This window comes from Segatella copri (genome assembly GCF_051861805.1).
In the GTDB taxonomy this organism is placed as follows: Bacteria; Bacteroidota; Bacteroidia; order Bacteroidales; family Bacteroidaceae; genus Prevotella; species Prevotella copri_M.
Genome location: NZ_CP146520.1, coordinates 3,078,659 through 3,094,919, shown reverse-complemented (window position 1 = coordinate 3,094,919; position 16,261 = coordinate 3,078,659). Strand labels below are relative to the sequence as shown.

The following is a 16,261-nucleotide window of genomic DNA, read 5'->3' as shown; positions in this document are numbered from 1 at the left end:
TTTCTTCTGATCTTTCGAAACCTAGGAAATTTCAAAAGAGGCATTCAGATGAAGACAGCGGTAGGCGCCTTCGCTTTATGTGTATGTACACAGGCATAGGTGTGCCCTTTCCATTCGTTTGGATAGGGTACATCCTGTGCTATTATATATGCAAGTTTGGCGTAGGTTTCTGTTGCTTCTTATTCTTGTTGCCAAAGGTTTTCCTAGGACCTCGAAAGGCAAGGGTAATGCGAGTGATAGATTCCCTACGCCATTTCTGTTTTGGTAGCAACCATACAAACTAACAAGAATGTTTCTGCTTGGGGGAATGGCGGAAGTGCCAATAGCCTAAGGAGATACAGACAGATGAGCACTAAGTTTTTTAATAATACTCCTGATAATTCCCTGTTCGAGAAGTTCAAGGGAATAGCCCACAATATGCTTGATTTTCATACCTTTCAGGCAGTAGTAGGATATTTCCGAAGTTCGGGCTATTTCAAACTTCGTGAGGAATTTGAACACGTCAAAAAGATACAGATATTGGTAGGTATCAATATCGACAACATATTCCGTAAGCAATCCAAACTCTTTTTCGGACAGATTGATGAACAAGCCGTCATCGATGCCTATTCTCACGATTTCGTTGAAGAAGTGAAGAATGCAGGCTATGATGAGCAGACGGAGAGAGGTATCCTCCAGTTTTGCCAGGACATCATCGACAAAAAACTGGAGATGCGCATCCATCGCAGCAAGAACCTCCATGCCAAATTCTATCTTCTTCTCCCGGAAAACCATAATCCAAACTCTGATGGCTGGGTTATCATGGGGTCCTCTAATCTATCCGATTCCGGTATGGGAACCGTGCCTGGCAACCGGTATGAATTGAACGTGGCGATGAAAGATTATGATGATGTGGCATATTGCAAGCAGGAATTTGAGCAGCTTTGGGAGCAGGCCGTTCCTCTGAATCTGCAAGACATCGAGCAGATGAAGGCGAAGACTCATCTTGCCCAGTTGCCTACACCATACGAACTCTATATGAAGGTGCTGATAGATACTTTCGGTTCGCAGGTGGAGGATGACTTTACGATGGAAATGCCTGAGGGTGTGAAGGATATCCGCTATCAGCACGATGCCGTGATTCAGGGTTATCAGATGCTGATGCAGCACAATGGCTTCTTCCTAGCCGATGTGGTGGGTTTGGGTAAGACCATTGTTGCCACGATGATTGCCAAGCGATTTGTTGAAGCAAATGGAAGATACACCAATATCCTGGTGGTTTATCCGCCAGCCTTGGAAAAGAACTGGACTGATACTTTCAAGCTTTTCGGCATCAAGCGCTACGCCCAGTTTGTGAGCAATGGCAGTCTGAATAAAATCATAGAGGGCGAAGGCAACTTCCGTGAAAAGGGAGAGTACGACCTGGTGATTGTAGATGAGGCGCATAACTTCCGTGGAGCCACCGCTGGCAGATACGATGATTTGCAGTTAATCTGCAAGACTCCTCGCATGAACGAAGGTTTGGTAAAGGGCCATCACAAGAAGGTGATGCTGCTTTCGGCTACTCCGCTCAATAATCGTCCAACCGATCTTCTGAATCTCTTGCTTCTCTTCCAGAATGCCCGCTATTCCACCATCGAAGGCATCCAGAATCTGCCTGTAACCTTCTCTCCATGGATAGAAGAATATGATAAGCTGATGCGTGAGCGTAAGTTAGACAAGTATAACGAAAGAAATGCAGAATTTGCCAAGCGCACCGATGACCTCTACGAGAAGATAAGAACGCAAGTGATTGATAAGGTGACGGTTAGACGAACCCGAAACAACATCAAGAATGTGCCTGCCTACAAGAAAGACTTGGATGATCAGCACATCGTATTCCCGGATATTCTGCCTCCTAACGAATTGATGTATGAATTAAATGGTGGTTTGAACGATCTCTTCTATAGTACGATGGCGATTCTTACCGATACGCCTCATCCTGAAGATAATCCTACAGGAAAAGGCTTGCACTATGCCCGCTATCGTGCCGTGGAGTTCTTGCAGGGTGAGGCGCGCAAGAAGTATCCTACTGCCCTCCATATTTCCACCATGCTGACAGGCATCTATCGTGTTCACATGGTCAAGCGATTGGAGAGCAGTTTCTATGCCTTCCGCCGTTCGCTCCACACCTTCCTCCGCATTACCGAGGATATGATTAAGATGTTTGACCAGAACAAGGTGATTATCGCTCCCGATATCAACGTGAAGGATAAGCAAGCCAAAGGATGGGAGTTGGATCGCATCATAGAATATGCCGTAGAAAAAGGATTGAAAGAGGAAGATACGGTCTTTAAAGGTGAGGATTTCAGCGAACGTTTCCTGGAGATGCTGAAAGAAGATGCTAAGAATTTGAAGGAGCTTTGCAGAAAATGGGATGAGGTAAGCGAAGACCCAAAGCTGGAACTGTTTATCGATAAACTGGAGCATGAATTCTTTGATAAGGAGATAAATCCTACAGGCAAACTGGTTATCTTCTCAGAGAGCGTAGATACTGTGAATTATCTGACGGAGCAGCTGCAGAATCGTCTGCATCGTCACGATATTTTGGATGTCTGTGCCAGCAATCGTACCAACCGACAGGAACTTCTCCGCAAGTGCTTTGATGCCAACTATGCCGAGCAATCGGATGAATTCAACATCGTGATTACTTCTGATGTGCTTGCCGAAGGTGTCAATCTGCATCGTGCCAACGTCATCATCAACTATGATTCGCCATGGAACGCTACCCGACTGATGCAGCGCATCGGTCGTGTCAACCGTATCGGTTCGGTGGCAGACAAGATATACAACTACATGTTCTATCCGTCGATGCAGGGCAACCAGGAGATTCATCTCTATAGCAATGCCCTCATCAAGTTGCAGGGCTTCCATTCAGCCTTTGGCGAGGATGCACAGATTTACTCTAGAGAGGAAATCGTGAAAGAGTTCCAGATGTTCAATCCTGATATTCAGGATGCAGTGGATAGAAATCTGAAGTTCCTGGAAGAAGCTCGTGAGCTTTATCGCACCCATCGCAAGCTCTACAATCATATCAAGACTTTGCCGATGAAGAGCCGAACGGTGAGGGAAATCGGAAAACATCCTCATACCACAATCGTCTATCTTTCTTCGCCTCAGAAGGTGGAGTATTACTGGGTTAAGGCTGACGGCAAGGCTTTGTCTATCCCTTTCTTGGATGCGATGGACATCATGAAGGCTGTGATGGAGGAGAAGCCGGGTGACTTTGCGAAGGTAATGGATTTCCATTACGACCAGGTGAAACTGGCATTGGAATCCTACCAGAAGGTGGTAAGAAAGGTGGTGGATGCCGAAAGCATGGAGAACAGGAAGAAAGATAAATCGACCAATGCCGTGCTGAGCATTCTCCGTACGATGAACCGAGCCTTGAATGCTGTGGATGCGGAGAAGACTGTGGCGCAAATCAAGAAGTTGGAGCAAATCGTGGAACTGGGTGTCTTCATCGGACTCAATTCAAGCATCAATAGTTTCAATCGCCAGGTAAAGAAGCAGAAACCATCCAGCGAAGACCTCATAGCGCAAATCATAGACAAGATAGATGAACTCTTTGATCGCTACAACATTCCGCTGGATACCGATGAGGAAAGAAACGAGGAAATCTTGGAACCGCAGATTGTGGTATCTGAGTCATTCATTTAAGTCTCTCTATATAATAAGGTGTAAGAACAGAAAAAATAAAGATAGTTATGGCAACATATAATAAAGAAACATTTAAGCGACTCTTTCAGTATAAGTTCAATCTTTCAAAGTGGCAGATGTTGCTGCAGGATTACTTTCATGCCGACAAGGTGCGTGTGAGTCCTGAGGCTTTGGACGAGGATGTCGAAGACCGCAAGGGATATTTCCTGGGTAGTATGACAACGCAAGATAATTATGAGTTAGGATTCTTCTATTATGAAATGGAGGATGGTTCGGTGCTGCGCCGCAAGGTGGGGCTTCGTAACCTGATTCGTCCTTATCTGGGCTATGGCTTTGATGCCGCCTTGGCGGTATTTAATGATGGAATCAACTGGCGCCTGTCTTTGATTTGCGACTTGAAGGAAGATGCTACCAGCACCAAGCGATTCACCTATGTGTTTGGTGATGAGAAGGCGTATTATAAGACCCCTGTTTCCCGTTTTGTGAGTTTACAGAAGAAGGCAAATGAGTTTTTGGAAATCAAGAAGGCCTTCTCTGTTGAGGCTCTTTCAGATGATTTCTTTGCTGCTTACCGCAAGCAGTATGCCGAGTTTGTGAAGTTCCTCACAGGTAAGGAATATGTAAAGAAGGGAAACAAATGGGTGGAGCAGGAAACTGGAGAACCAGATGCCCAATACTTTACATCCTTTAAGGAAGATGATAAACTGGTGCGCGATTATATCAAGAAGATGATGGGTCGTATCGTGTTCCTTTATTTCCTGCAGAGTAAGGGATGGCTTGCTGGCAATCTGCATTACATGCACGATTTGTTCTATGATGCTTCTGATGAGGTAAAGGAAGATTTCCTGGACAAGGTGCTTGAACCTATGTTCTTTGGCTTGCTCAATACCAAGCCTGAGGACCGGAGTAGTGCGCCTTTGGTTAACGGAGTAGGAGTGAAGTATATTCCGAATGCCGATAAGATTCCTTATCTTAATGGTGGACTTTTCCAGCAGGAGAAGATAGATGAAGTAGATTCTGTTTTCCCTGCCGGAATGTTCCAGTCGCTTTTCGATTTCTTTGATAGTTACAACTTTACGATTGATGAGAACGATCCGAATGATGCCGAAGTGGGTGTTGACCCTGAGATGCTTGGCAAGATTTTCGAGAATCTTTTGGAGGATAATAAGGACAAGGGAGCCTTCTATACCCCAAAGGAAATCGTTCGTTACATGTGTCAGGAGTCGTTGACGGCGTATCTGCAAACTGGCATAGATGATGCTGAGGTTAAGGAACATATTGCTAACTTTGTGAAAACCAATGATGTGGAGGAGCTGGGTGGAGCTTCTTCAGAACTTGCCATGTCTATCGATCAGAAGTTGATAGACGTGAAGATTTGTGACCCTGCCATCGGTTCGGGAGCCTTCCCTATGGGTTTACTCCGTGAACTCTATGCATGCCGCAAGTCTATCGAAATCTTCGAGGAGGATAATGCTGCCGACATCAAGCGCCACATTATTCAGAACAACATTTATGGTGTTGATATTGAGAAGGGAGCCGTAGATATCGCCCGCCTCCGTTTTTGGCTTGCTCTTATCATCGATGAAAAGGAGCCGATGCCATTGCCTAATCTCGACTTTAAGATTATGCAGGGCAACTCGTTGCTGGAGAGTTATAAAGGGGTGGACTTGGATGTTACTTCCAAGAAGTTGAAGACCGGTAAGGATACCAAGAAAACTCGTGGCGTTCTCTCTTTGGGTTTTGAGGAAGCTGATGTTCAGAAGACCATTCAGGATTTGGTAAAATCATATTTTAGTATCACCGACCATACCTTGCGTGCTCAGCGTCGCCAGCAGATAGATAAGTATGTGAAGGATTACATCAAGGTTTGTGCCGAGGGAAATCATGAGGTGCAGGATGCCGTAGATGAATTGGAGATTCCAAATGACCAGTTCTTCCTTTGGCATACATACTTTGCGGATGTATTCGAGCAGGGTGGATTTGATATTGTGATAGCAAATCCTCCATATGTGGAGTTTAAGAACCTTTCTGTAAATGTTAAGCAGCAATTGAAAAACTTTCAAACGACTAAAGGAAAATATGATCTTTATATTCCTTTTATTGAGTTGACAAAAAGTTTGATTGTAGATAATGGACATGCAATATATATATGCCCAACTCGTTTCTTAAAAAGAGATTATGGTAAAGCATTGAGACACTTCATAAGACAAAATTTAGCTCTAGTAGAGATTGTTGATTTTGGCGATAAACAAAACTTTGAGAATGCTATGACTTATACAGGAATTTTTATGTTTAGAGCATCTAATGATTCAGATAATAACATAGAATATAAGCAAGGTTTAGAGGAATCTCCTGTTATTTTTTCGCCGAATAAATTGAATCAAGAAGTTTGGAATTTCTCTATGTCCAATAATGATGATTTATTAGAGAAGATTCAGCATGAAAAAAAATATTTGATAGATTTATGTGATGGAATTTATCAAGGAATTGCTACTGGTAAAGATAACGTGTTCCTTGTTGACGGAAATATCATTCTCGGTCATGATATAGAACGAGGGATATTAAGGCCATTTTTGAAAGGGAAAAATATCAGACCGTATACTATTGAGTGGGGTGGCTTATACTTGATATACCCATATGACGAAAATGGAAATGTTATTTCTGAGCAGTTCTTTAAATCTCATTATCCTAATGCATATCAATATATGCTAGATAATAAAGATAACTTAAAGGGACGCTCTTATTTCGATAAGTCTTCAAAAGCATGGTATGAGTTATGGAATCAGAGAAAACCGACAAGGTTTGAAGGTGAGAAAATCGTCACTTTAGACAATGCAAGTTGTAATAGTTTCGCACTGGATATTAATGGGTTCTTTGGGACAACTACTGTGTATAGTTTGAAGATAATATCGGATGATGGATTAAATAATAAATATGTGTTGGGAGTATTAAATTCTAAATTATTGAATTATTATCATCGTAATACGTCTGTTCCACAAGCTGGTGGCTTTTTTCGTTATCAAGCTCTATTTATAAAAAACTTGCCAATAGCCTCTGCCAATGAAACAATAGTAAATAGAATTAGCAAATGTGTTACAGAGATATTGTTGAGAAAAAAGCAGAATGCCGACACCACTTCCTTGGAGAATCAAATCGACTTCCTCGTCTATCACCTCTATGGCTTAACCTATGATGAAGTCTTGAAAGTTGACCCAGAGACTCCAATCTCTCGTGAGGAGTATGAGGCATATAAAGAGGAGTAAAGACATTGACTTGTAAGCGGGTTTAGTTTATATATAATTGAACTTCTGTTACAAGTATGGATAAATAACGAGGGTGTGTCATAAGTTCATGACGCACCCTCATCATTCTGTAAGAAATCATTTAAGTCTGAGTCCCCACAGTCGAATGTATTTATTTGATGTTCCAAGGAAAGATGTTCTATTTTCATCCTCGAAGTGCATTATAAGTTAAATTCCATTCTTTGTCAAGAACAGCGATTTCAGCTTGTAGCTTTTCTCTATTAGCTTTTCGCTGTTCAGGAGTTAAACTCTCTACACGCTTCATTTCTTCAACAAAGCGTTTTGCGTCTTTGCCATATAATATTGGCGTTTCTCTAATTGGTCTTGCCATAATTTATCCTCCTATTAATTATATTGTTATTTATGTCGCTGCAAATATACGATTATTATTTGAATGGTGCAAGGAAAATGGGGGAAAACTTTGAAAAACAATACATTTTTAAGCTTTTGCCCTTGCAGGGCGCATTGCTGACTGCGAGTATACCCAGGGTGCTGCTCTGGGCTAGGAGCTTTTGGGCTTTCAGCCCGTTTCAATCATACAGTTAGAGCTCTTTCCTTTATAGTTTTCTTTTGAATTGTCTAATCAGATATCTGGGGCTTCTTCTCATATCCCATAAATCTACGAAAATGACGAGGTCGTTGGCTTCGTCGTAGCGATAGATAATCTTCCAATTCTCCTTGATAATCGCACTATGGTAAGGGCGGTGGAATCGCTTAAGCAATGGCTCTCTGGGTGAAGAAAGAGGATGAAGCATCAGGCGATGCTTGATGTCATCAAGCTCTTTATTAAACCGTTTTACTGAAGTAGCTCCAAATTTGGCTAGTGTGTAAACCACCATATCTCGAAGTTCCTTCTTGAAAGGGTCTAGTAATTTTATATGAGCCATAATCCTTCAGATTTAAGTTCTGCTATAAAATCATCAAAATCTGTAGCCTTGCCAGTCCTTTCATACTCCGTCTCAATAGCTTCAATCCTAGCCACGGCTTCTTCTTCATTGGCCGGATGCCAGCCCACTGGAATCTTATTCCAGTCAATATCTTCTTCTGCACATTTATCCTCGGGAAGTGCTATGGCGGCATTTCCGTGATAGGCTGGTGCTGACTCTGCTACGAAAGCTGCATCTTTCTGCTCTTCTGGCAATGTATATCTTTTCTCTTTCATAAGCTTGCGTATTTAATCTGCTGCAAATATACGTTTTTTATCTTAATGACGCAAGAAAAAATGGAAAAACTTCTAATTTTAACAAAAATATAACGCATAATTTGTTGGGTATTCATAAAAAAATGGTAATTTTGCAACCAGCAATTGAATACAGAATCAATATTAAAAATAAGGAACTATGATTAGATTAAATGTGTTTTTTGAGAAGAAGGAGGAGGTAAAGGTTGAGGAAATCAACGCTTTATGCAAGGAACTGGTAGAGAAGTCTTTGAAGGACCATGGCAATATTGCCTATGACTATTTCACCAGTGGAACTCGTAATGGGGTGATGATGATCTGCGAGACATGGGAGAACGAGGAAGTTCTGAAAGCTCACATGGCTTCTGAGCATTTCACTACATTGGTTCCAAAGATTGAAGCTCTTACCAAGAACGGCTTGAAACTGGAGCAGTTCACTTTCTAAATCTTTTCAGACATCAGCCAGTGGTGATACTTAATCTTCTTCATCACCGGCTGATGTTCTCATTATTATTATTATATAGTTTTATTTTACTTCTGTAAGCTTACCCGTTTGGGAATCGATGATATAACCATGCAGATTGACATCCTTTGGTACAAGAGGGTGGGTACGGATGGTGTTAATCGTATTTCTTACAGAATCCTCGGTGTCGTGGAAGCCCTCCAGCCAATGGTCTAGGTCGATGCCGCAAAGTCCGATGGTGTCGATGACATCCTGATGGATACCGCGCTTGAGCATCAATTCCTTCATCTGCTGCCCGTTCATGTGGCAGGCACCGCAGTTGGAGTGGGCGATGACCATGATTTCCTCTACACCCAGTTCGTAAATGGCAACCAGAAGGCTGCGCATGGCGGAGTCGAATGGACTGATAACCAGTCCGCCGGCATTCTTGATGAGCTTGGCATCTCCATTCTTCAATCCTAATGCTGCTGGCAGAAGCTCTGTCAGGCGGGTATCCATACAGGAAAGGATGGCAAGCTTCTTGTCTGGGTATTTGCTCGTAAGATACTTTTCGTAGCCCTTGTTGGCTACGAATTCTTCATTATACTTGATAATTTCCTCTATAATCATAGTAGTGCAAATGAAATGTGAAACGTTTTTTTTCCTATTTTTCTGGGGTAGGCTTGAGATAAGCCATGAACTTCTCCGGCTGATAGTTGAGAACCAGCTCTTCCGGGAACTCAGCTTTCTCTACCAGCGGCATGATGTTGCTGTAGTCGGCAATCATGGCAGAGAAGTGGGCATCACTTCCGAAGATGACAGGTGTCTCGTATTTCTTGGCAAGTTCCAGCAGTTCCAGATTATTGGGAGCTGCTACCGTTTTGTGACGGATGGGAGCCATGGAGTGATTGTTGATTTCGAGCAAGGTATGCGTCTCCTTGGAAACCTTCATCAGAGCCTCGAAATCCAGTTCTGCCGTTCCATCTCCAGGATGGGAGATAATCTGCACGAATGGATTGCGCATGGCATTGATGACTCCCTGCGTGTTCTCTTCCTTGGTTCCTCCCTGCCAGCAAAGGCTATGAATGCCGGCGATTCGGATATCAAGTATGCGCCAGTAATCCTCATCGAGGTCAATATCGCCCTGGGTATTGAGGATGTTGAGTTCCGCTCCCAGCATCAGCTTGATTCCATAGAGCTGACGGGGAACGCAATGCAGGTTTCTGAAATAGATGGGATCACAGGTGCCTGGAATATGAGGTCCGTGCTCTGTGATTCCCAGTATTTCCAACCCCTTTTCTTTTGCAGCCATGGTCATTTCCTGCAAACTGCTGAAGGCATGACCCGATGCTATGGTATGTGTATGAACGTCTAATAATGTTTTCATACTGCAAAGGTACGGATATTTTGCGAATTAGTTTATTTCTCCATGATTAAAAAACATTTTTTTTCTTCGAAAATAGATGTTTTCCCACTTTTTACGCCTCCTCCTTCTTCGTTTTAGGAAGTACGAGGTTGAGAATCACGCCGATGACGGCAGAGAGACCGATGCCGGAAATGGCGAAGGAACCGGAGGAGAGGACGGCACCACCCAAGCCCATCGTCAGCATCACCGAGATGATGATGACATTGCGGGTTTCATTCATATCTACCTTGTTCTGCATCAGATTCTGAACACCCACACTGGCGATGGTGCCGAAAAGAAGCAGCATGATGCCACCTAATACCGCTTGAGGTATGCTCTGCAGCAAGGCACTCAATTTGCCCACGATAGAGAAACAGATGGCGGTGGCTGCGGATATGCGAATCACGGCAGGACTTGTGACCTTGGTGATAGACATCGCTCCCGTTACTTCAGAATAGGTAGTCTCAGGAGGACCACCCAGGAAGGCGGAACAGAGACACGCCACTCCATCGCCCAACATCGTGCGATGTAATCCCGGATCAGCCACGAAATCCTTCTTCGCCACGGCACTCACCACATACACGTCGCCGATATGTTCCAGCACCGGTGCTATCGCCACGGGTAACATATAGAGAAATGGCGCCCAGGAGAAATGGGTGATGGTATCGAAGCTTACCGGACAGGAGAACCACGAAGCCGCTGCTACATCCGAGAAATCTACCTCGCCCATGCAGATGGCGATGACGTAACCCACGATAACGCCCGAAATGATAGGCACCAGCTTTATCAGTCCCTTGCAGAAGGTAAGTACCAGGATGGCGGTGATAAGCGATGCGAAGGCGAGAACCCAGTTGGTCTTAGCCATATTCACAGCGCTGCCCGAAAGGGAAAGACCGATAAGGATGATGGCGGGTCCGATGACTACCGGAGGGAAAATCCTATCCAGCAGTTTCTTGCCCTGCCATTTTACTAGGGCGCTCATGATGAAATACACCAGGGAGACGCTGGTAAGTCCGGCGATGGTTCCCGGAAGTCCCCACTGCTTGGTGGCAGCGATGATAGGAGCGATGAAGGCGAAGGAACTGCCCAGGAAGATAGGCACCTTGCCCTTGGTGATGAAGTGAAAGAGAAAGGTTCCCACACCTGCGGTGAAGAGAGCCGTTGCCGGATTGATGCCTATCAGGAGAGGCACCAGAACCGTTGCACCGAAAGCCACAAATAGGAATTGTACTCCCACAAGGGTTTTCTTGGTCATAGAAAGTTGTTCTGTATTCATTATTGTTATATGAAAATGATTTTTGTTTCTGTTTATAGCTTGCTAAATCTTTGCAAAAATACGAATAAAGTTTGAAAATACCAAGAATTTCTTTCTTTTATTTCGCAAATCCTTTCTTTTTCTTCACTCTCTTTCCAATGAAGTTCCAGGATGACATCTCTAAATTTCCCCTTGTGATACAAAATATTCGCCGAAAAAGTTGGCTGTTATTATTTCTTTTTGTAACTTTGCCGCAACTATTTTGGTTTAGTTAATTAAAAAATATGTTTTATATGGACAAAAAAAGAATATTGGAATATCTCATTAAGATAATTAAAATCAAAAGCGGTATCGATTTTAAAAAGGAAAAGCCTTTGAAATTAGATGAATCTTCTAACTTCGAAAATGGCTTTTTGGGTAGAGAAATTTATGAAAAACTTTTTCAAATCTATGATGAAAAAAATAAGCAGAAAAAGATAAAGGATACAAAGGAAGATGATCTAAAAGTGCTGGTTTTGCCTAAAATTATCAAAAGCGAAAGACTTATTGATGAAATGAATAAAGAAGGGAAGATATGTCATGAGACAGACGTACTAGATATACCAGTTCTTTATATTCCAGCTATTCTTGATATGAATGGACAATTAAAGGTCAATACAACTAAGACTCCATGGATACCGATTGAGATTTTGGCTCCTTTTGGAAATAATGTTTCTATTGGTGAATGGAAAGATAAAGATTTCAATCTAACAGAAGGTATCAGTAATAAAAATGAAATTCTTTGGGATAAATATATTGCTAAGGTGAAGGAATATTACAAATTTCAGATAGAAAATGACTGGGATTCTACATTCCTTAAAAATTCTGAAAAGAAAAACAGTTACTATGAGATTTATCCTTCTGCATGGATTATTTTGGATGAAACAGTGGAAGCTTATGGCAAGATACTCGAATTATATCATTTCTTGTTTGAGCATATTGATGAAAATATGAAATCGGTTCCATTACTCAACAAGCTGCTTTTTCCTTCAAAAGATACCGAAGAAGGTTTATATGGAGAATTGAATATTAAATCAATGAAAAAACATTTAGGAGTTATGAGTGGTAAATGGCCTCTTTCTCCTTCTCAAAGAGAATCACTTCATCATTTGAATGAAACGAAAGATGGAGAGATTTTAGCAGTGTCAGGTCCTCCGGGAACAGGTAAGACAACACTTTTACAAAGTGTTGTTGCTGATTTGTTTGTCAAACATGCAAAAGAAGGTCTGAATGCTCCCATCATTGTAGCAACTTCTACTAATAACAAAGCTGTTACCAATATAATGGATTCTTTTGCAAATGTGGTAGAGGAAGATTCTGATAAGAATGAAAAGATGAAGTTGTTAGAAAGAAGATGGATTGGACTATCTTCTTTTTCGGTATATTTTCCTTCTGATGCTAAGAAGAATGATCCACATTTTAAGACGAATAAAGAAGGTGGTATAGATTACGAGAGTATAGAACATAAAAATAATAGCCAAGCAGAAAACGAAAAATTTGAGGAATTTAAGAATACGTTCCAGGAGTGTTGTGATAAATGTTATCATATAAAAAATACTAATGAGAACTCCTATTGGGAGGGTGTAATGAAGTATCTTCAAGACGAAATTCAAAAGCGTGAATCGAAATTAAAAGAAATATTGTCTGCTGTTGAAAAGCCGACGGTTCAATATAGTAATCAGAAAAAAAAGACATTGTGTCAGAAGTTCTTGAGCTTTTTAGGTTTTTATAAATCTGAAGCTCAGCCCGATTCCTCTAATAGAAAGCTTGAGAATCTATTAGAGAGTCTGAACGAATTTGGATTCGATTATAAGGAGAAACTTTTGCATATAACAAAAAGTCTTCATAAAGATGATAAAAAAGTTAAAGATATCCCCGAAAATGGTATTAGTGAGTTGAGTGCTGTGGGGCTTGAAGAAATAAATGGTATTTTAGATATAACGTTAAGATATCAGATGTTTTGGCTTGCAGTTCATTATTATGAGGCTAGTTGGTTAATGGCAAATGATTGTCTAGATGAAAGAAAATATACCTATAAATATTTAAGCATCCAAGACAAAAGATTCCATAGAATGGCAAAGATTACACCTTGTATGGTGATGACATTCTTTAAATTGCCAGATGTCTTTAGGGGAGCATTAGATAGAACAAGGAATTCAAATCAATCGGGAAAAATGAAAATATCGAAAGAATCTGATGATTTAAAACAGTTACCATATATGCGGAACATAGATCTTTTGATTGTAGATGAAGCAGGACAGGTCGCTCCAGAATTGGCCATTCCTTCATTTGCCTTAGCCAAGAAGGCTATCGTCGTAGGTGATGTGCATCAAATACCACCAGTGTATTCTGTTAGTGAGATCGTAGATTATGAAATGCATAAGAAAATTCTTGGTAAGGATTCAATAGAAAATATATCGGAGTTCTTAACTCTTCCTTTAAACTGCTCTTCTTCAAGCTTGATGTCTTTGGCAACAAGTGCATGCAAGTTTCAAAAGAAAGGGGAGAGAGGAATGTTTCTTAGTGAGCATAGACGTTGTTACAAAGAAATCATTAGCTTCTGCAATGAGTTGGTTTATCATGGACGTCTGAATCCTCGTAGGCCAGATGAGTTTGAAAATGATAGATTCTTAGGTCCAAACTGTCCTGTCATGGGGTCTTTTCATGTTAGTCATCAGAACTCTGAGGTTGATGGTGAGAGTAGAATTTGCATGCAAGAGGCTGAAGCTATTGCAAAATGGATAGACCAAAATTTTGAAGAGATAAGGAATACATATTCGAAAGATGGTAAATTTGCGATAGAAAAAACAATTTCGGTTATTACGCCATTTAAGGCTCAGGTGGACAAGATAAAAGTAGCTTTAGAAGAAGTGTCTAAGAAGCATAAGGTTGGAAAGATTCCTTGTGGAACAGTACATACTTTCCAAGGTGCAGAGAGCAAGATAGTTATATTCTCTACTGTATATGGTCGTCAAGAGGGGTGGAAGTTTATCAAGGAGAATGACAATCTGATAAATGTAGCAGTTTCTAGAGCAAAAGATTATTTTTTCACCTTTGGCGAAAGATCAATTGGAGGCTGTACAGATAATGAGGATGATAAGGATAAAAATGTGGCTCAACTCTTGCTAAAATATACAAAGACAGAGATTCCTGCCCAAATTATAAAGGTTCCTCTATAAAATATGATGAGGAACATCTAGGTAAATTGTATCGATTCACAAATCTGCAAGAATCTTGCAATCTAGTTGGGGCATTACTCTTGTAAAGGGGAAAAACTTTGAAAACTATCTCATAATCAAAGATTTTCCCCTTTTTTCTTTACACCTCTTCCGTCTTCGATTTAGAAAGTACGAGGTTGATAATCACGCCGATGGCAGAACCAATGACTATTTCGCAAATACTTTCTTTTTCTTTATCCTCTTACCCACGAAGTTCCAGGAAGGCATCTTTTTCAGGGTACTTCTCACGGGCTGTACATCCCAGAGCAGGAAGATGATCAGCACGGCAATGCCGATGAGACAGGTGACGCCATAGAGATTCCGGATGCTGAGCATCAGAAGATTGGTGGCATCGTAGGGCAAACCGCGCGACATGTTGTCTGCCATCTGATAACGGAGTCCGAAACTGTACAGACCTGAGCACATCGCCGACATCGGACCGTTGCGGATGATGCCTGCCATCGTCAATCCCATGAAGAAATGCTGGAACGGCATCAGTTCTTCCAGATACACGGTGAGCATGCAGAAGAAGATGGCGTTGCCGAAGCTCCGCAGGAAGCAAGGCAGATAGAGTGCCTCGATGTTGAGACCCGGATCGATGAGGAAATACATCATCACAGGATAACATACCATCGTTGCCACACCTATCGTGAGCAGACGGGTGTATTTCTGACAGAGCACCTTGCACCAGAAAAGGCAGAAGAGGCAGCCGACGATGGCTCCCGTCCATTCCACGAAGTTGAGCACATTGGTGGTGATGTTGCCGAAATGCAGCACGCCACCCGTAAAGGCGGTTTGCAGCACTTTAGGCGTACTGCCCATGAACTCTACGAAGGCGAAGAGGATGAGCAGCGGGATGAGTCGCTTATACTTCCATGCCGCCGGAGCGATGTAAGGGTGACGGATGTGGAGCATTCGCTGGATGCAGAAATATCCGGTAAGGATGAAGAGCAATACATCCATCTGCATGATCTTCGAATCGAGCCAGTTGTAGTGCTCGCCATAGGTGAAGAAGAAGATGAACTCCAGCATCCATGCCGACCACAGAATGCAGCCCAGATAGTCGATACTGATGAAGGGCAGGGGTTTCATGAAGCGGAAGTCGTGGGTGGTGACATACACGATGAATGCCACCAGAAGCAGGGCTCCCGTCATCGCCCAGTTGATGATGCGCCAATCCTGATAGATATAAATCAGGTGTTCGGTGACCCAGGGCGAGAGGAACATGTTTCCCAAAACGATGCAGTAGAGCAGGGGGAAGAAGATGGTGAAATCGCGCTTGGAGGTCATCCACAACTGGATGGTGCTCATACATTCGAAGGTTCCGCAGAGCTTGAAGAAGCCTGCGATGTAAGCGAGAATGCACATCAAGGGTACCGAGTCGGTCCACATGATGAGGAAATTACAGGTTGCCACTACCAGTGCCGCATTCAGCAGGAGCTGGCGGTTGGTAAAGTGGAACTTCATCTTGAAGAGGAAGGGGAATGGCATCGCCACGCCCACCACGTTGAACATGATGATCATGAGCACGTCTTCTCTCATCAAACTGTACTCGCCCATCACCTGACTCATGGCTCCTCCATAGATTCCGCCCGACATCAGGAAGATGAAGGCGAAGAGGAGATAAATCCATGGCTGTAACCGGCGAGGAATATATCCATTGAACGATGGAACCCGGAAGGGTCCCTGAAGCATTGGAGGTCCTGGCATTTTCTATAATTTATAGTTTATAGAACATTCTT

At 42.4% G+C, this 16,261-nt stretch carries 11 protein-coding genes; 4 read left to right on the top strand and 7 right to left on the bottom strand.

Annotation, left to right across the window (positions count from 1 at the left end; genetic code table 11):
• Positions 1–345: 345 nt before the first annotated feature.
• Together V8Z93_RS12240 and V8Z93_RS12235 are read left to right on the top strand one after the other, a co-directional pair.
• Positions 346–3,678 (top strand): helicase-related protein, encoded by a 3,333-nt coding sequence (locus V8Z93_RS12240; RefSeq protein WP_439431662.1) that lies wholly within the window; start codon positions 346–348, stop codon positions 3,676–3,678.
• A gap of 47 nt (positions 3,679–3,725) precedes the next feature.
• Entirely contained in the window at positions 3,726–6,941 is a 3,216-nt protein-coding gene (locus V8Z93_RS12235) for an Eco57I restriction-modification methylase domain-containing protein (protein ID WP_439431661.1), read from the top strand.
• A gap of 184 nt (positions 6,942–7,125) precedes the next feature.
• On the opposite strand, the gene V8Z93_RS12230 is transcribed toward V8Z93_RS12235, so the two are convergent.
• The 3 genes from V8Z93_RS12230 to V8Z93_RS12220 form a co-directional block, all read right to left on the bottom strand.
• Positions 7,126–7,311 (bottom strand): hypothetical protein, encoded by a 186-nt coding sequence (locus tag V8Z93_RS12230; RefSeq protein ID WP_439431660.1) that lies wholly within the window; start codon positions 7,309–7,311, stop codon positions 7,126–7,128.
• Positions 7,312–7,537: 226 nt separating this feature from the next.
• The gene (locus tag V8Z93_RS12225) at positions 7,538–7,867 is read right to left on the bottom strand and encodes a type II toxin-antitoxin system RelE/ParE family toxin (protein WP_439431659.1); all 330 of its coding nucleotides are present in this window, start codon (positions 7,865–7,867) and stop codon (positions 7,538–7,540) included.
• The gene (locus V8Z93_RS12220; RefSeq protein ID WP_439431658.1) at positions 7,855–8,142 is read right to left on the bottom strand and encodes a hypothetical protein; all 288 of its coding nucleotides are present in this window, start codon (positions 8,140–8,142) and stop codon (positions 7,855–7,857) included. Before V8Z93_RS12220 ends, V8Z93_RS12225 begins: the two co-directional genes overlap by 13 nt.
• 178 nt (positions 8,143–8,320) lie before the next feature.
• Between V8Z93_RS12220 and V8Z93_RS12215 the strand changes: the two genes are divergently transcribed.
• On the top strand, positions 8,321–8,605 hold the full coding sequence (locus V8Z93_RS12215) for a putative quinol monooxygenase (protein ID WP_203039408.1): 285 nt from the start codon (positions 8,321–8,323) through the stop codon (positions 8,603–8,605).
• Positions 8,606–8,686: 81 nt separating this feature from the next.
• Here V8Z93_RS12215 and V8Z93_RS12210 read toward each other — a convergent pair whose 3' ends face one another.
• The 3 genes from V8Z93_RS12210 to V8Z93_RS12200 all read right to left on the bottom strand — a co-directional run bounded on the left by V8Z93_RS12210 (position 8,687) and on the right by V8Z93_RS12200 (position 11,283).
• A complete protein-coding gene (locus V8Z93_RS12210) occupies positions 8,687–9,229 on the bottom strand; it encodes a beta-class carbonic anhydrase (protein WP_203049569.1) in 543 nt (180 codons plus the stop codon).
• A gap of 37 nt (positions 9,230–9,266) precedes the next feature.
• Complete coding sequence (locus V8Z93_RS12205; protein ID WP_439431657.1) at positions 9,267–9,989, bottom strand: phosphatase; 723 nt, start codon at positions 9,987–9,989, stop codon at positions 9,267–9,269.
• Between the two features lie 91 nt (positions 9,990–10,080).
• Positions 10,081–11,283 carry a uracil-xanthine permease family protein gene (locus tag V8Z93_RS12200; protein WP_439431656.1) on the bottom strand — a complete coding sequence of 401 codons (1,203 nt, stop codon included), beginning with the start codon at positions 11,281–11,283 and terminating at the stop codon, positions 10,081–10,083.
• Positions 11,284–11,555: 272 nt separating this feature from the next.
• Between V8Z93_RS12200 and V8Z93_RS12195 the strand changes: the two genes are divergently transcribed.
• Positions 11,556–14,480, top strand: coding sequence for an AAA domain-containing protein (locus tag V8Z93_RS12195; RefSeq protein ID WP_439431655.1), 2,925 nt, complete (start codon positions 11,556–11,558; stop codon positions 14,478–14,480).
• A 207-nt stretch (positions 14,481–14,687) separates the two neighbouring features.
• Here V8Z93_RS12195 and V8Z93_RS12190 read toward each other — a convergent pair whose 3' ends face one another.
• Entirely contained in the window at positions 14,688–16,229 is a 1,542-nt protein-coding gene (locus tag V8Z93_RS12190; RefSeq protein ID WP_439431654.1) for a hypothetical protein, read from the bottom strand.
• Positions 16,230–16,261 lie beyond the last annotated feature (32 nt).

What these genes read in the sequence shown, in the direction of transcription:
- V8Z93_RS12240 (WP_439431662.1), top strand. Translation starts at nt 346, where the DNA reads ATGAGCACTAAGTTTTTTAATAATACTCCTGATAATTCCCTGTTCGAG.
- V8Z93_RS12235 (WP_439431661.1), top strand. Translation starts at nt 3,726, where the DNA reads ATGGCAACATATAATAAAGAAACATTTAAGCGACTCTTTCAGTATAAG.
- V8Z93_RS12230 (WP_439431660.1), bottom strand. Translation starts at nt 7,311, where the DNA reads ATGGCAAGACCAATTAGAGAAACGCCAATATTATATGGCAAAGACGCA.
- V8Z93_RS12225 (WP_439431659.1), bottom strand. Translation starts at nt 7,867, where the DNA reads ATGGCTCATATAAAATTACTAGACCCTTTCAAGAAGGAACTTCGAGAT.
- V8Z93_RS12220 (WP_439431658.1), bottom strand. Translation starts at nt 8,142, where the DNA reads ATGAAAGAGAAAAGATATACATTGCCAGAAGAGCAGAAAGATGCAGCT.
- V8Z93_RS12215 (WP_203039408.1), top strand. Translation starts at nt 8,321, where the DNA reads ATGATTAGATTAAATGTGTTTTTTGAGAAGAAGGAGGAGGTAAAGGTT.
- V8Z93_RS12205 (WP_439431657.1), bottom strand. Translation starts at nt 9,989, where the DNA reads ATGAAAACATTATTAGACGTTCATACACATACCATAGCATCGGGTCAT.
- V8Z93_RS12200 (WP_439431656.1), bottom strand. Translation starts at nt 11,283, where the DNA reads ATGAATACAGAACAACTTTCTATGACCAAGAAAACCCTTGTGGGAGTA.
- V8Z93_RS12195 (WP_439431655.1), top strand. Translation starts at nt 11,556, where the DNA reads ATGGACAAAAAAAGAATATTGGAATATCTCATTAAGATAATTAAAATC.
- V8Z93_RS12190 (WP_439431654.1), bottom strand. Translation starts at nt 16,229, where the DNA reads ATGCCAGGACCTCCAATGCTTCAGGGACCCTTCCGGGTTCCATCGTTC.